Here is a 15,954-nt window from a genome sequence, read left to right on the forward strand (position 1 = left end):
ATGAGAATAATAAATATAATAGCACTATTACTATTTACCTCTTCAATTTTTGCCCAAGTTGGAACAAATGGTGAAGATAGAAAAGAAGAAAGTCGCCCAGTTAAGGAGTATAACCTTACTCTGGAACAAAAGGAAATGACACTTGGTGGTGTAACGGCCAAATCAATGACCATCAACGGCAGTATTCCTGGTCCTACATTAGAATTTACTGAAGGTGACCTTGCCATAATCAATGTGACTAATAAAATGGACGAAGAAACTTCAGTACACTGGCACGGGCTAATTCTTCCAAATTTCTATGATGGTGTTCCTTATTTAAATACACCGCCAATTGAACCCGGAGATACGTTTCAATACAGAATCCCTATTAACCAATCAGGTACCTATTGGTACCATTCCCATACAATGCTTCAAGAACAAAAGGGGGTTTTTGGTTCCATTATCATTCAGCCCAAAGAAAAAACATTGGATTATGATAAAGATTTGATTGTAATGCTGTCTGACTGGACCAATGAAAAACCACTAAATGTATTACGCAACCTCAAAAGAGGTAACGAGTGGTATCAGGTAAAAAAAGGTACAGCAGTACCATTGAGTCGAGTCATTAAAGAAGGTGCATTGGGCGCACAATTTAAATTTTGGCGAGACCGTATGGAAGGTGCGGACATTTCGGATATCTACTATCCAGCATTTTTGACCAATGGAAAAAAAGTAGCAGAATACCCAGAGTTTAAGCCAGGTGAAAAGGTCAGACTTCGCTTTATAAATGCTTCAGCATCCACCTATTATTGGATGGATTTTGGTGGAGGCAACCCAATCATAGTTGCGAGTGACGGTATAGATGTGGAACCTGTGCATAAAAGCCGATTTCTTTTTGGAATAGCCGAAACCTATGATGTGATAGTAACTATCCCGGAAGGTACTTTAGAGATTACTGCCACAACGCAAGATGGTTCTGGTAACACCTCTTTACATCTAGGACAAGGAACACTTTTTCCCGCAGTTGTAATAGACAGACCAGACAAAGTGGAAATGATGAAGCAAATGGCAAAAATGGATATGAAGATGGGTGCACCTGCAATGGTGGGCAATCAAAAGAAAAAAACGCCAGAAGTATTAATGCAAAAGTACGGGATGAAGATGGATATGAAGGATGGGCAGATGAAAATGAATATGGGCAATACGATGGAGATGAAAAAGGACTCGATGTCAATGAACCATAACGAAACATCGGACAAAATGAAAGGTCATATGAATCATGATATGTCCAAGATGAAAAAAGACAGTTCCGTTTTCGATTACAGTACTCGTAAAACCTATTTCAACTATGATTTTTTAAAGGCAAAAGAGAATACCTCTTTTGAGACAGATGCGCCAGTAAATGAGATACTGCTTAATCTAACCGGAAATATGCAACGATACATTTGGAGTATGAATGGCGTACCATTGTCAGAAACCGATAATATTAAAATTAAAGGCGGTGAGGTTACAAGAATCACCTTAAATAACATAACAATGATGCATCACCCAATGCACCTTCACGGACATTTTTTCAGGGTGATTAATGAAAATGGGGAGCGTTCACCATTAAAGCACACGGTTAACGTGCCACCAATGCAAAAAGTGATTATAGAGTTCTATAATGAAGAAGTTGGTGATTGGATTTTTCATTGTCACGTACTATATCATATGATGGGTGGTATGGCAAGAGTATTTAGTTATGATACACCAAGAGACGAAAGGATGAAAGAATTTCCAGCTCAAAAGCTAGTGGATGAAACAGACCTGTATTACTCGTGGGGAGCTGCGCGGATAGGTTCAAACTTTAATGAACTCTTTTTAACGACGAGCAACATTCGTAACGAATTTGGATTACGTGCCGAATTTGATTATGACCAAAATGCCGAAATAGAAGTAAATTATAACAGGTATTTGAATGATTGGGTACGTGTTTATGTAGGTGTAAATACTGAAACCGAAATCCCAAATTCTTATGATGAATTTAATACCGTAGGATTGGTAGGTTTAAAATATTTCACGCCTTACAGATTTAACGTAGATGTGAGTATGGACCATCAATTGCGCCCAAGAATACGGTTGGATAGAGAGATATTGATTTTTCCAAGAATTTTTCTGGAAGGGGAATATGAATATAGAGCCGACTTTGGTTGGGTCAATGATTTAGAAAATAATAGTTCTTATGAAGGTGAGACCCAGTGGTTGGTAGGAGCTTCTTATATCCTTTCAAGAAATTTTTCAATACAAGGAAATTATAATAATGTATATGGTTGGGGTGGTGGCCTTTTAGCCAGATTTTAAAACTATAAATGATAAACTTTAAACAAATAAAAATGAGCAAATTAAAATTAGTATTTGGAGTGGTTGCAATAGCATTTGTAACCTTAACAGTAGTGTCTTGTAAAGATGCTAAAACAGAAAGCAGTACCAATTCTGAAATCGGTACTGAGGAAGACCATTCAAAAATGAACCACGACAATACCGATGGTCATCATGATGGTGATAAAAAGGAAATGTCAATGAGTGGAAATGGTAATTCACAAACTGTGTTAAACGATTATTTTACTCTTAAAGATGCCTTGGTGGCAGATGAAAATGCTAAAGCCAAAGGGCTTGGTGCAACCCTCGCAACAACTTTGGGAAAACTTGACATTTCAAAATATACTGACACTCAAAAGGCAGATTTAAAAGATATTATTGAGGATGCTGTGGAGCATGCAGAGCATATTTCTGAAAGTGACATTGCACATCAACGTGAGCATTTCAAAGTTTTAAGTAAGGATGTAATAGATATGGTTGCTATAACAGGAACAGAGATGAAACTCTACGAGCAGTTCTGCCCTATGTATGATGGCGGTACGGCGTGGTTAAGTACAAAGGAAGAAGTCCGCAATCCTTATTACGGTAGCAAAATGCTGAAGTGCGGTAAAGTACAGCGAGAAATTAACTAAATGAAAGTAGTAAAAATCATAGCGATAGTTTTATTGGTAGTGTTTGTGGGGATTCAATTTATCCCCACAACACGCAATCAAAGTGAAGGTGTTCCAAAAACCGACTTTATGTTGGTAAATGATGTCCCAAGTGATATCAAGAACAAATTACAAGTCTCTTGCTATGATTGTCACAGTAACAACACAAAATATCCTTGGTACAACAAGGTGCAACCGGTAGCCTGGTTGCTGGAAGACCATATAAAAGAAGGCAAGGCAGAATTGAATTTTAATGAATGGGATTCGTTGTCTAGTAGAAGAAAAGCAAGTAAACTTAGATCCATTATTAAGCAGATTGAAAGTGGCGAAATGCCTCTGGATTCTTACACTTTGATTCATAAAGACGCAAAGTTTTCAGAAGAAGAAACCCAGCAGCTAGTTAAGTATATAGAAAATTTAAAAGACAGTTTATAATTAAGAACAATTAAAAATGAAAAGAATGAAAAATTTAAAAATGAGTATCGCAACAATGCTATTGTTAGCAGTATCTTTCACTTATGCACAAGATGGGCATAATCATGACCATGGTAAAATGGAAAAAAATGGTAAGAAAATGGGCCATAGTAAAATGATGAATATGAAATCTGAAGCGATTTTAAGTGATTATTTCAGCTTGAAGGATGTATTGGTAGCAGATGATTCTAAAAAAGCAGCTGAGGCAGGTTCTAAATTGGCGGCTTCACTAAAGGCATTTGACAAGTCAAATTACACCGCAGGAGAGCAAAAAGAATTGACGGATATTATTGAAGATGCTACAGAGCACGCAGAGCATATTGCAAAAAGTGAAATAGGCCATCAAAGAGAACATTTTAAGACATTAAGTAAGGATATTACGGATATGGTAGCTATAACTGGCACTAAGAATACGCTGTATGAACAGTTTTGCCCAATGTACGATAAGGGTAGTTCTTGGTTAAGTACAAAAGAAGAGGTGAGAAACCCATATTATGGAAGTAAAATGCTTAAGTGCGGGAAAGTTCAAAAGACTATTCAATAGATAATCCCTTCCTTATGTCTTTATACATTCTTCTGGTTTATTAGTTAACATAAGATGATAAAATGACAAGGATATCTGAATAGTTAGAAGTCCTGTCGTGGGAAGGAAAAATAGTTGATGGTTAGTGTTAGTTCCTTCCCAGGTCAGGCACAAAATAATTGAAAAAGAAAAGTTGATTTGGTTAATAGCAGCCTGTGCAAGGGAGAGAGAATAATCCCCTATAATATAGTATCTCTCTTCCTTTTTCAGGCAAAACATAAGCTTTTGAAAAAGAGAAGTTTAATTAAATGCACTTGATTTTGAGAGAAGAACCTGTTTTTTGATTGATGGATAGCGTCTAACTCTCATTTTCAGGTGCTGTTTAAAGAGAAAATAATAATGAAGCAAAATTATAATTTAATTTAACTAGAGTAGTGTAATGAAAGATTGCTGCAAGGACGGTTGCTATAACAAAACAGAGAAATCTGTAGTTAGAAAATGGTTCAATTATATAGTATACGCAATACTTATATTAATAATTGGTGGTGCATTGGCACTTCAATTATTTGATTAAGAGTATTAACCAAAGTGAGTATGGAGAACATAACAAAAATATCAAACAACACAGGCTTTTACGAACAGCTTTTTAAAAAAGTATTGTTTACCACTAGCGTAGTGACTATTGTGTCATTGAGTTATCTGTTTTGGATTTATGAGAATTCGGATAGCTCATTCCTACCGTTTTTAATTGTTGGTTTGGCTCTGATTAAAACAGTTTTTATTGTCAGGCTCACTTTTATACAATTAAGTAAAATAATAGGGGAAAGTCATCAGCTTACGCACGTTCTAACATTATTTGGCGTATTAATTGTTTTGATTGTCCTTTCATTTTCGGCAGATTATCTAGCGTTGTACGTATTGAATTCAGAAAGTTTTAAAATTGCTACAGTACTCAATGGTTCCTCTTTTTTGCAATTCTTTGAGTTTACATACTTCAGCTTAATCACTTTTTCATCTGTTGGTTTTGGAGATATAGTACCATTAACTATTTCAGGAAAACTTTTAGTGATGATGGAAGTTTTTTTAAGCTTTTTGGTACTCGTATTTGGTATAGCCAACATAAATAGAATACACGTCAATAAATAAAACTTAATAAAACCAAAATTATGAAAACACTAAAACTTACAGCATTCTTAACGCTATTGTTATTTGCAACTAGTCAAATCTATAGCCAAAACAGAGATTTAGAAACAGAGAAAGAAACTGTTCTTGAAGTAATGAAATCATACAAAGATGCCTTGCAAAACCTTACTACAGAAGGTACATTCGAGTTATTTACAAAAGACTCTAAAGTGTTTGAATCTGGAGGCGTAGAAGGAACTTACAGCCACTATATAGAGCATCATTTGGGTCCAGAATTAGGGCACTTTAAAAGTTTTACATTTTCAGATTATGAAATCGATGTACAAGTAGATGCACCTTATGCATTTACAACAGAAACCTATATCTATACCATCGTTCTAAACCCTGATGATAAGGGCAATTCTAGAACCATAAAGAAAAAAGGAGTGGCAACATCAATTTTAAAGAAGATAGATGGTAAATGGAAAATTATTAAAACACATTCTTCATCAAGAAATATAAAGTAAAATCTAATGAAAAAATATATCCATCTTTCTGTATTACTTATCGCTTTTTTAGGTGCCTCTTGTAAAAAAGAGGTGAAAGAAGTGAAAGAGGTAGTTGTTGAGGAAAAAGCTTCAGAAACTTCTGCACAACCAGATAAAAAGAAACCTTTAAGCCCACATACATCAACAATGGCAATGATAGGCGATGCCCATATTCATATAGATTATTCATCACCAGGAGTAAGAAATAGAATCGTTTTTGGTGGATTGTTGGCTTATGACCAAGTTTGGCAGGCGGGTGCTCATATGGCTACATGGATAGAAACGAACAAGGATTTAGTTATTGATGGTAAAATGTTGCCTGCCGGCAAGTATGGATTTTTTACAATTCCATCAAAAGATGAATGGACTATAATTTTTAATTCAAATTGGGACCAACACGGAAAGGATGAATACGACAAAAAAGATGATGTCTTGCGCTTCAAAGTTAAGCCTATCATTTCAGACGAAGTAACAGAACACTTGGCATATCAAGTGAATAAGATTAATGATAACGAAGGTACAATTTCATTGAGTTGGGAGAAAGTATCTATAAAGTTCAACTTTAAGGTAAATCAGTAATATGGTAAATAGGCATACAGCACTAAAAATTAGAAAAACACATAGGTATTTAGGCCTTTTCATCGGCATTCAATTCTTAATGTGGACTATTAGTGGTCTATATTTCAGTTGGACAGACATTGATGAGATTCATGGTGACCATTTCAAAAAAGACGTTCCTGAACAAGCTACATTTAAGAACTTGATTGGTTTATCTGAGTTGGAAAATGAGTTGAATGTAAAATCTTTAGAGTTATTAGAAATTGATGACAAACCTTATTATTGGATAAATGAAGAGCATCTGTACAACGCTGTTTCAGGAGCTAAGAAGAAAGAAATTACCCAACAGGAAGCAATTAGAGTAGCTGAACGCTATATGTTGTCAGATTTAGAGTTTGACAAAATACAGAGAATTGAATCCGTAGGCAATCATCACGAGTATAGGGGAAGACCTTTACCAGCTTATGAGATTTCATATAAAACCGATGAAAATCTTAAGGCTTATGTGGCGATTGAAAATGGAGCTTTTCAAACAGTACGTCATCGAGATTGGCGATGGTTCGATTTTCTTTGGATGACGCATACTATGGACTATGAGGGACGAGATAATTTCAACACCATTGTTTTAAGAGCATTTTCACTTTTAGGTTTGATAACCGTTTTAAGTGGATTCTTGCTTTGGTATACGTCATCACCAACGATTAGAAAAATTAATAAAAAAAATAAAAAATAAATATTATGAATAAAAACATCATTTATATAGGTGTTGCGTTGATTGTTGGCCTGTTGGGCGGCTTTCTAATTTTTGGTGGAGATTCTGCCGATAGTGCAACAAATGAGGTTATGGACAACCATAATCATTCAGAAGAAATTGCTTCCAATCAAATGTGGACCTGCTCTATGCATCCGCAAATTATGCAACCGGAAGCAGGAGATTGCCCCATTTGCGGAATGGATTTAATTCCAGCTGAAACTGGTGCAGATGGTCTTAGTGCAAATGAGATTAAAATGACAGACAATGCGACAGCATTGGCTAACATTCAAACATCCGTGGTAGGACAAGGAGAAATGGAAGATAACTCTTTAAAGTTATCAGGTAAAATAAAGGCCAATGAAGAGTCTAATGCAGTACAAGTCACTTATTTTGGCGGAAGAATTGAAAAACTATACGTTAATTCTACGGGAGAACGTGTAGGTGCTGGACAGCGTCTAGCAACTATTTACTCACCAGAATTAGTTGCTGCACAGCAAGAATTGCTTACGGCTTCATCCCTAAAAGAATCGCAGCCAGAATTATATAAAGCTGTTAGAAACAAACTTAAACTTTGGAAACTTTCAGAAAAGCAAATAAACGCTATTGAATCTGCTGGAAAAGTACAAGAGTACTTTCCCGTATTTGCAACAGTTTCAGGCACGGTAACTCATAAAATGGTAGAAGAAGGTGACTACGTAAAACAAGGACAACCTCTTTATAAAATAGCCAATTTCAATACGGTTTGGGCAGAATTTGATGCCTATGAAAATCAAATTGCTTTGCTAAAAGAAGGTCAATCTATTAAGGTTACTACAAATGCATACCGCAATGAGGTTTTTGATGCAAAGATTTCTTTCATAGACCCATTACTGAATTCAACAACCAGAACTATCGTTGTAAGAGCAGTGCTCAACAATAAAAAAGATAAGTTTAAACCAGGAATGTTTGTTGAAGGTAAAGTTGAAGGGATTCAATCGAGTTCTAAAAGTACGGTTACGGTTCCTGCTACTGCTGTAATGTGGACAGGTGAACGCTCTGTGGTTTATATTAAAACAAAGCCAAATGAGTCTGTTTTTGAAATGAGAGAAGTTCTTTTAGGTAATACCAATGGCACTAATTATACAATATTAGAAGGTCTTAAAAATGGAGATGAAGTAGTAACTAATGGAACATTTACGGTAGATGCAGCGGCTCAATTACAGGGTAAAAAATCTATGATGAACGCCGAAGGAGGTAAAACAACAACTGGGCACGAAGGGCATCTAGGTATGCAAGACAATGGTTCCGGAGACAAAAAGGAAGAGGCTAATCATTCAGAAATGAATAAAAGAATAGAAGTTTCCAATAAATTTCAAAACCAATTAAAGGAAGTTTTTGATGGTTATATTTTGTTAAAAGATGCACTCGTTAATGACGACCCTGAAGATGCACAAACAGCTGCAAAAAAAATTGGTCAGAATTTAGCAAAGGTGGATATGAAATTATTATCCAGTAATGAGGCACATAATCATTGGATGACCATACAGAAAGAATTAAAAAGCTCTGCCAGTGCTATTGAGAAAAACTCGGACATAGCGGTACAAAGAGGACATTTTAAACATCTTTCTGCACATATGATAAGTAGCGTAAGGCTTTTTGGGATTAACCAAACAGTATATAGTGAGTTTTGCCCTATGGCAGATAATAACAAGGGAGCCTATTGGTTGAGTTTAGAAAAAGAAATTCGTAACCCATATTATGGAGAAGCAATGTTAACCTGTGGTGAAGTAAAAGAGACTTTAGAATAAATAAGGTTATAAACTAAAACAAATATATAGATTAAGAAAACTTTGTAATGATAATAGTAAGAGGGATGACGATGAGTGAAAGTAGAAGAAATAGAAGAAAAGCTAAAAAGAATAAGCGACAGTCCAAAAATGATATTTCTCGAAAAGATAAAATTATTGGCATCTTGGCTATTATTGCCATATTTATAATTGCCGCTATAGCAGCATATTATTATTCACTTTCAAAAGCAGGAGTAAATCTATTTTAAAAAAATGAGTTCAATTATCCACATAAAAAATATGGTCTGTCCGAGATGTATATCGACAGTATCACAAATTTTGTCAGATTTAAATCTTGACTTCAAGGCTATTAAGTTGGGTGAAGTAGAATTGATTTCAAAACTTAACGAATCACAAAGAGAAGCGTTAGCCAGAAAACTTCAAGGGTCTGGTTTTAATATAATTAATGACCGTAAATCACAGCTTATTGAGCAAATGAAGAATTTAGTAGTTGAAAAAATACATCATTCCAATGAAGAAACCGATGAAAAATGGGCAGATGTTATAAGTGGCGAGCTCAAACTGGATTACAAATATTTAAGTTCCCTATTCTCATCAGTAGAAAGTGTCACGTTTGAGCAATACATTATCAACCAAAAAATTGAACGTATTAAAGAACTGATTGTTTACGATGAATTGACCTTGAGTGAGATAGCTTTTCAACTACATTATAGTAGTGTAGCCTATTTGAGTAATCAGTTTAAAAAAGTTACAGGAATGACACCTACACAGTTTAAGAAGTCTGTGGACAAAAACCTAAAATCTTTGGACGATGTTTAATAAATTCTTTTATGAAAGAATAAGATATATGGTCAACTTACGTGACAATTTACAACTTGTACATTATAACATAAAGAAAGAACAGTGAATTATAAAAAACAGATTGGTAAAAGTATAGTTGCATTAGTGCTCTTTGTAGCATTAATGACACCTTCTGCCATTCAGTTTTTTCATACACTCGAAGGCCACGAAAATATCACCTGTACAAAAAAGGTCACACATATTCATAAATCCATTTCAAAATGTGAAATATGTAGTTTTCTTTTTACATCCCTCAACTACGATATAGCTAAATACACTGATTTATTATTACCTATAATTTTTGTAAAGGTTGATGAAACCTTAACGTTATTACAGTTCCATTCCCTTAAAATAACCAATAAACAACTACGCGCACCCCCATTTTTTTCTTAATAGACAAATTAACTGATACGTTTTATTTTAATTAAGAATTTATATGCGCAAGTATGCATTATTGATACTGCTATTGAACAGTATCACATCTTTTTCACAAAATTGTGACAACACCCTTTCCGGCACAGTAACAGACCTGCACGATGGGTCTCTGCTTGTAGGCGCAACACTTATTGTTGCTGGTTCTGAACAAGCTGTGGTTACAAACCTCTACGGAAAATTTATAATTAGAAATCTCTGTAATGATACGTATAACATACAGGTTTCGCACCCCTATTGCCTAACCAAAGGGTTTACCATTAAGGTATCTGGCAACACGGTCAAGAACTTTAAACTGGAGCATCATTTAGAAGAATTGAACCAAGTTACCGTTAGGGGGAAAGCTTACGGTAATAAAACGAAAACAATACAGGAAAACACAATCTCAAAAGATAAATTGGAGCGTTTTAGCAGCGGCACACTCGGTGACGCGTTAAATAGCTTGAGCGGTGTATCTTCCCTCAACACAGGAAATACAGTTGTAAAACCTTTAATTAATGGACTTCACAGTAGTCGTGTTGTCATCATCAACAATGGTGTTAGGATGGAAGACCAAGAATGGGGAGCAGAGCACGCCCCAAATGTGGATATCAATTCCGCAGGAAACCTAACGTTGATTAAAGGAGCAGGAGCATTACAATATAGCGGAGACGCCGTGGGAGGTGTAATAGTTGCCGAAGCTTCAAAAGTTCCCGTTAAAGATAGTATTTACGGTAAGACCTTACTAACAGGAGCAAGCAACGGTCGTGGTGCTTCCCTGACTTCGCAATTGACCAAAAGCTATCAAAGCGGATGGCACGCAACGTTGCAAGGAACATTAAAACGTTTTGGTGATTTTGAGGCACCTGATTATGTGTTGAGTAACACGGGAACTTTTGAGCGTAACCTGTCTTTAAAGGTAGGTTTAAATCAATTTGATTATGGTGTAGAGGCATATTATTCACTTTTTAAAAATGAAATTGGCATTTTAAGGGCATCTCATTTGGGTGGTATTCAAGACCTAGTTATGGCATTAAATAGTGCTAGGCCTTTAAGAATAAATGACTTTACCTACGATATCGCTGCACCAAAACAAGATGTCACGCACCATTTGGCACGAATAAAAGGTTTTAAGAGGTTCGACGGTTTCGGAAAAGTGAGCCTACAATATGATTTTCAGCGTAATAACCGTTTGGAATTTGATATCAGGCGTGGTGCGGATAGGGATAAGGCTTCATTGGATTTGCAATTGGACACACACACATTGATGCTCGATTTAGATTCGCACTTAACCGATGCAGTAAACCTAAAAACTGGTTTAATGGCAAGGTATCAAAACAACTTTGCTGACCCCAATACGGGAGTACGAAGGTTGATACCTGATTATGACAAATATGATTTTGGGATATATGCCATAGCAGATTATAGGTTAAACGACAAGTTTCTTTTAGAAGCTGGTGGACGTTTTGATTTCACATATATGGACGTTTTCAAATTTTACCGAACGTCCTTTTGGGAATCACGTAATTACGGAGAACTCTTCCCTGAAATTATAGTCGAAGAATTGACCAATCAGATTTTAACCAATCCACAACTTAATTTTTACAACGCTTCGGCAACGTTGGGTGCCACATACTCTTTTAGCGATGAATATAAACTGTTTTTCAACTATTCACTGGCATCTCGTGCACCGAACCCTTCCGAACTTTTTAGCGAGGGCTTACATCAATCTGCCTCTCGCATCGAGTTGGGCGATTTAAGTTTCAATTCAGAAATCGGAAATAAAATCGCATTGACCTTTCAGCGGGAAAATGAAAAGTTCAGTTTTTCAATAAGTCCTTTTATAAATATTATCAAAGACTTTATGATTATAGAACCTGTAGAAATCCAACAAACCATACGAGGTAGCTTTCAAGTTTGGGAATACAGGCAGACAGATGCCCAACTTTTAGGGGTAGATTTTGATGCCTCTTACGCCTTTGCCCCAAACCTTCGCTTAAACCACCAATTTTCTCTCGTAAAGGGATACGACAGTAAAAGGGATGAGCCCTTGATAAACATACCACCCATAAACACAAAAAACGAAATTGTATATCAAAACCCAAACTTTAAGAATATAAGGTTGGCACTACAAAGCGAGTATGTATTTCGTCAAAACGAATTTCCAGATAACAATTTTGAAGTGTTCTTACCAGTAACCCAAACGATGGAAGTTGTTGACGTGAGCACACCACCTGATGCATTTCATTTAATCAATTTTAATTCTAGTATTGATTTTAAGACCACTGAAAAATCAGTACTCACGATAGGTTTTGGCATTACAAACCTATTTAATACACCCTATAGAAATTACCTGAATCGCCTGCGCTTTTACGCAGACGATTTGGGCAGGAACTTTTTATTAAATCTCAAATTCAATTATTAACCTTTGAAATCAAAATACAATGAATGCAAAACTTTTTAATTCAAACTCAATTATTAATTTTTTAAACCAAAAACAGATGAAAAACGTAAAATTTTTAGCCACTGCAATTTTTGCAACCGTTTTGTTCGTATCGTGTTCAAATGACGATGATGCGCCAGAACCAGTAAATGAAGAAGAACCATTAACCACTTTCACGGTGACACTTGAACCCGATGGAGGAGGCACACCCATTACTTTACAGACTCGGGATTTGGATGACGATGGCCCAGAGCCGCCAGTCGTTACCGTTTCGGGCAACCTAAGTGCTGGAGTTACGTACAATGGTAGTATTGTAATTCTTAATGAAACAGTGAGTCCGCCTGAAAACGTTACCGTAGAAATAGAACAAGAAGATGTAGACCATCAGTTTTTCTATACTACTGCTGGCGGTCTCGATGTGACAACGGAGTATGGCAATTTTGACGTCAACGGTAATCCCTTAGGTACAGAATTTACGCTTACGGCTGGGGCAGCAAGTTCAGGGGTATTGACCTTTACATTGAGACATCTGCCTACTAAACCAAATACGGGGCTTGATGATGCCGGTGGCAATACAGACATTGCAGCACCCTTTAATGTAACAATCGAGTAAATCTAAATTAAGTCGCACTTTTCTTTACCACAAAATGGATGCCCTCCATGGTTTTGCCATAGAGGGCATTTTAAATTGGACCAATGAAAAACCAAATCTAAATTATTTTATATTTCTTTAAAGATGTTAAAAACTGTACAAATAATAGCTGTTATACAAGGGGTCTTTATACTGCTTGTTTTATTTCATAAGCGTAGTAAATATAAGACACCAACATTCTGGTTATTTGTTGGAAGTATTATTTCTATTCTTTTATTCATAATTGGTGATGATAGCAATAATCTTTTTCAAGAAGGAGCAGACTGGCTTCTTTCTGATAGTACTTTGTTCATTACTTTTTTATTACTATTCTTTAAGTATTATAAAACGGAAAAAACACATTTCAATAAAAAAGATTTATTGTTCTTTTTACCAAATATTCTTTACTTTATTATGGAATCTATTGAGCTATATCAGGGTGAAGAAACCATGTTTGTTGAAGCTGCTGAAGAATTAATAGATTTTGCATTTTTGGGATATTTAGTATATATCATTTTTGATTTGTTTAAGAATAAATCAAAGTATTGGATTTTATACCTAACAATACCAATAGTGCTGCTCATGGGGTTTAATTACTTTAATGAAGTGACCGAGTTGGCTGAATATAAAACAATAGCCGTATCAGAAAGTGTGCAATACCAAAGTTATCTTCTACTCATATATGCTTTTCTTTTCTATAGCATGACCTATTATTTAATTATTTGGCCTAAAGAATTATTGCCAATATCCAAACCAACTAAATACAAAGGTTCAAAATTAAATAAAGAGCAAGTTAAAAACTACAAAACAGCGTTGTTGGATGCCATGCAACGTAAAGCATTGTATAAAGACCCAAAATTGTCTATCCACAAATTATCTCAAGAATTAAGCATCCCAAGACAATATATTTCGGAAGTTCTTAATATACATTTTGGCAAAAGTTTTCAGGATTTTGTAAATGAATATAGGGTAGAAGAGTTTGTAAAAAACCTGGAAAACGACCAATATGACCATTTTACACTTTTTGGTCTCGCAAATGAGGTGGGTTTCAACTCAAAATCAACATTTAATGCTATATTCAAGAAACATAAGGGCTTAACACCTTCTCAATTTAAAAAATCACTTACACAAAGATTGTAAATATGTCCAAACTACTTATCCTGGACTAATACAATATATTCTTACTAAAAAAAGCGACGTTCATTAGGGCAACAATACTAATCCCGTTTAATGAAGGTTTCTTTTTTTAGTATATCCATTCTATTTTGTTTTTCACTACTGAAAGCACAAATTAGTCAACAATCATCTCAATCCATAACTATGGGAAGAATTGGTGATGTTGTTTTGGTTGCACTACCTATTGCTACACTTGGTACTTCCCTTATTGTTGGAGACAGGAAAGGACCTTGGCAATTTACTAAAGGTTTTTTGTTAACAGAGATGGTTACTTATGGCTTAAAATGGAGTATCAATAAGCCAAGACCGGATTTGAGTGATAATAACTCATTTCCTTCTGGTCATGCTTCCACAACATTTCATAGTGCAGGTTTTATCCATAGGCGATATGGCTTTAAATATAGTGTGCCTGCCTATGTATTGGCAGGCTTTACGGGAGCAAGTAGGATTGTGGCAAACAAACACGATATTTTAGATGTGCTTGCAGGTGCGGCATTAGGCTTAGGAAGCAACCTGATTTTTGTAACGGAATATCAAAGTGAACACTTTCAACTCACTTTCAACAGTATAGAGGGCAATTATCTGCTTGGTATTAACTATAAATTTTAATACAACATGAGAAAAGTCTATAAATACCTAAATCCATTAAAAATAAGTTTTTTCAATATTGTGACAAGCGCAATGAAAAACCATAACGTTCCTTTTTCTATTTCAAACTTTAAAAACGGTAAAACCAAAGTTTTAATAACCAGACCAAATCACAGGTTAGGTAATCAATTATTACTGTCGCCGTTAATTCAAGAAATCCACAATCAAATACCTAATTGCGAGATAGATTTATTGGTAAGTGGTATGCTTTCACAGGACTTGTACAAGAACTATGATTATATAAATGTTATACACACTTTGCCAAAAAACCCCTTTAAAAACCCTTTTAAATATTTAAATACGTCAATCAGGTTAATTAGTCGAAAATATCATGTCGGTATTTCTGCCTGCGAAGATTCCAATTCTGGAAAAATATTCTTGAAACTATCAAGATGCAAGCACAAAATTTATGACTCTGGCCAATACTCTCTTAACAGACCCAAGCATATAGCAAAGTATCCTGTGTACAACTTCACTGTAAATCAAGATAAGGCTAAATCACTATCAATTAAATATCCAAAAATGGATTTAAAGTTGTCCGAACGGGAAATTAAAAAAGGTAAAGAAATACTACAAGAACTGTTTTCAAACAACAAAAAATCAATAGTGATTTTTACGTATGCAACAGGTAATAAAATGTTTTCTAAGCGGAGCTGGCAGTCATTATATGAAGATTTACAAAAAAGTTTTTCGGACTATAATATTTTAGAAATTCTACCTAAAGAAAATGTCTCTCAAGTTGATTTTTCAGCAGTACATTATTACAGCCAAGATTTAAGAGAAATTGCCGCAATAATTGAAAATACTGAAGTATTTATTGGAACAGATAGTGGAATGATGCATTTAGCTGTATCAACTAACACCACAACTATTGGGCTGTTTAGTGTTACTGACCCTGAGGTTTATGAGCCTTACGGAAATAAAAATATAAGCATATCTATTAATGAGTTCCACAATGACGACGAAATCAAAGAAATTAATAAAGTAATCAATAGTAAAAATTAAATTTTTAAATAGTATGAATCATAACAAAATAAAAGAATGTATTGAGG

At 35.1% G+C, this 15,954-nt stretch carries 16 protein-coding genes; all 16 read left to right on the plus strand.

The features are described from left to right. The 16 genes from AACP56_RS12160 to AACP56_RS12235 all read left to right on the plus strand — a co-directional run bounded on the left by AACP56_RS12160 (position 1) and on the right by AACP56_RS12235 (position 15,907). Positions 1-2,319, plus strand: coding sequence for a multicopper oxidase domain-containing protein (locus AACP56_RS12160; protein WP_339337164.1), 2,319 nt, complete (start codon positions 1-3; stop codon positions 2,317-2,319). A 32-nt stretch (positions 2,320-2,351) separates the two neighbouring features. After that, positions 2,352-2,969: a DUF3347 domain-containing protein gene (locus AACP56_RS12165; protein WP_339337163.1), complete on the plus strand. Its 618-nt coding sequence runs from the start codon at positions 2,352-2,354 to the stop codon at positions 2,967-2,969. Then, positions 2,970-3,422 carry a heme-binding domain-containing protein gene (locus AACP56_RS12170; RefSeq protein WP_339337162.1) on the plus strand — a complete coding sequence of 151 codons (453 nt, stop codon included), beginning with the start codon at positions 2,970-2,972 and terminating at the stop codon, positions 3,420-3,422. A 25-nt stretch (positions 3,423-3,447) separates the two neighbouring features. Beyond that, on the plus strand, positions 3,448-4,005 hold the full coding sequence (locus AACP56_RS12175; RefSeq protein WP_339337161.1) for a DUF3347 domain-containing protein: 558 nt from the start codon (positions 3,448-3,450) through the stop codon (positions 4,003-4,005). Positions 4,006-4,578: 573 nt separating this feature from the next. After that, positions 4,579-5,130, plus strand: a complete 552-nt coding sequence (locus tag AACP56_RS12180; RefSeq protein ID WP_339337160.1) for a potassium channel family protein — start codon at positions 4,579-4,581, stop codon at positions 5,128-5,130. Positions 5,131-5,150: 20 nt separating this feature from the next. Further along, entirely contained in the window at positions 5,151-5,633 is a 483-nt protein-coding gene (locus tag AACP56_RS12185) for a YybH family protein (protein ID WP_089369714.1), read from the plus strand. A 6-nt stretch (positions 5,634-5,639) separates the two neighbouring features. Next, complete coding sequence (locus tag AACP56_RS12190) at positions 5,640-6,233, plus strand: DUF2911 domain-containing protein (RefSeq protein ID WP_339337159.1); 594 nt, start codon at positions 5,640-5,642, stop codon at positions 6,231-6,233. A 1-nt stretch (position 6,234) separates the two neighbouring features. Continuing rightward, positions 6,235-6,945 carry a PepSY domain-containing protein gene (locus AACP56_RS12195; protein ID WP_339337158.1) on the plus strand — a complete coding sequence of 237 codons (711 nt, stop codon included), beginning with the start codon at positions 6,235-6,237 and terminating at the stop codon, positions 6,943-6,945. A gap of 5 nt (positions 6,946-6,950) precedes the next feature. Next, complete coding sequence (locus AACP56_RS12200) at positions 6,951-8,753, plus strand: efflux RND transporter periplasmic adaptor subunit (protein WP_339337157.1); 1,803 nt, start codon at positions 6,951-6,953, stop codon at positions 8,751-8,753. A 47-nt stretch (positions 8,754-8,800) separates the two neighbouring features. Next, complete coding sequence (locus tag AACP56_RS12205; protein WP_339337156.1) at positions 8,801-9,001, plus strand: hypothetical protein; 201 nt, start codon at positions 8,801-8,803, stop codon at positions 8,999-9,001. Between the two features lie 4 nt (positions 9,002-9,005). Beyond that, the gene (locus AACP56_RS12210) at positions 9,006-9,572 is read left to right on the plus strand and encodes a helix-turn-helix domain-containing protein (RefSeq protein ID WP_339337155.1); all 567 of its coding nucleotides are present in this window, start codon (positions 9,006-9,008) and stop codon (positions 9,570-9,572) included. 457 nt (positions 9,573-10,029) lie between these two features. Continuing rightward, the gene (locus AACP56_RS12215) at positions 10,030-12,429 is read left to right on the plus strand and encodes a TonB-dependent receptor (protein WP_339337154.1); all 2,400 of its coding nucleotides are present in this window, start codon (positions 10,030-10,032) and stop codon (positions 12,427-12,429) included. 76 nt (positions 12,430-12,505) lie between these two features. Further along, entirely contained in the window at positions 12,506-13,060 is a 555-nt protein-coding gene (locus tag AACP56_RS12220; RefSeq protein ID WP_339337153.1) for a type 1 periplasmic binding fold superfamily protein, read from the plus strand. Positions 13,061-13,183: 123 nt separating this feature from the next. Further along, a complete protein-coding gene (locus AACP56_RS12225; RefSeq protein ID WP_339337152.1) occupies positions 13,184-14,218 on the plus strand; it encodes a helix-turn-helix domain-containing protein in 1,035 nt (344 codons plus the stop codon). Positions 14,219-14,398: 180 nt separating this feature from the next. After that, positions 14,399-14,863: a phosphatase PAP2 family protein gene (locus tag AACP56_RS12230; protein WP_339337151.1), complete on the plus strand. Its 465-nt coding sequence runs from the start codon at positions 14,399-14,401 to the stop codon at positions 14,861-14,863. Between the two features lie 6 nt (positions 14,864-14,869). After that, complete coding sequence (locus AACP56_RS12235) at positions 14,870-15,907, plus strand: glycosyltransferase family 9 protein (RefSeq protein ID WP_339337150.1); 1,038 nt, start codon at positions 14,870-14,872, stop codon at positions 15,905-15,907. The last annotated feature ends 47 nt before the right edge of the window (positions 15,908-15,954 follow it).

Origin of the sequence: Croceitalea sp. MTPC6 (assembly GCF_036985525.1) — a bacterium.
Classification (GTDB): domain Bacteria; phylum Bacteroidota; class Bacteroidia; order Flavobacteriales; family Flavobacteriaceae; genus Croceitalea.

Coding starts and splice junctions, on each gene's coding strand:
- AACP56_RS12170 (WP_339337162.1), top strand. CDS start 2,970: ATGAAAGTAGTAAAAATCATAGCGATAGTTTTATTGGTAGTGTTTGTG.
- AACP56_RS12210 (WP_339337155.1), top strand. CDS start 9,006: ATGAGTTCAATTATCCACATAAAAAATATGGTCTGTCCGAGATGTATA.
- AACP56_RS12165 (WP_339337163.1), top strand. CDS start 2,352: ATGAGCAAATTAAAATTAGTATTTGGAGTGGTTGCAATAGCATTTGTA.
- AACP56_RS12190 (WP_339337159.1), top strand. CDS start 5,640: ATGAAAAAATATATCCATCTTTCTGTATTACTTATCGCTTTTTTAGGT.
- AACP56_RS12195 (WP_339337158.1), top strand. CDS start 6,235: ATGGTAAATAGGCATACAGCACTAAAAATTAGAAAAACACATAGGTAT.
- AACP56_RS12160 (WP_339337164.1), top strand. CDS start 1: ATGAGAATAATAAATATAATAGCACTATTACTATTTACCTCTTCAATT.
- AACP56_RS12180 (WP_339337160.1), top strand. CDS start 4,579: ATGGAGAACATAACAAAAATATCAAACAACACAGGCTTTTACGAACAG.
- AACP56_RS12220 (WP_339337153.1), top strand. CDS start 12,506: ATGAAAAACGTAAAATTTTTAGCCACTGCAATTTTTGCAACCGTTTTG.
- AACP56_RS12175 (WP_339337161.1), top strand. CDS start 3,448: ATGAAAAATTTAAAAATGAGTATCGCAACAATGCTATTGTTAGCAGTA.
- AACP56_RS12185 (WP_089369714.1), top strand. CDS start 5,151: ATGAAAACACTAAAACTTACAGCATTCTTAACGCTATTGTTATTTGCA.
- AACP56_RS12215 (WP_339337154.1), top strand. CDS start 10,030: ATGCGCAAGTATGCATTATTGATACTGCTATTGAACAGTATCACATCT.
- AACP56_RS12205 (WP_339337156.1), top strand. CDS start 8,801: ATGATAATAGTAAGAGGGATGACGATGAGTGAAAGTAGAAGAAATAGA.
- AACP56_RS12200 (WP_339337157.1), top strand. CDS start 6,951: ATGAATAAAAACATCATTTATATAGGTGTTGCGTTGATTGTTGGCCTG.
- AACP56_RS12230 (WP_339337151.1), top strand. CDS start 14,399: ATGGGAAGAATTGGTGATGTTGTTTTGGTTGCACTACCTATTGCTACA.
- AACP56_RS12225 (WP_339337152.1), top strand. CDS start 13,184: ATGTTAAAAACTGTACAAATAATAGCTGTTATACAAGGGGTCTTTATA.
- AACP56_RS12235 (WP_339337150.1), top strand. CDS start 14,870: ATGAGAAAAGTCTATAAATACCTAAATCCATTAAAAATAAGTTTTTTC.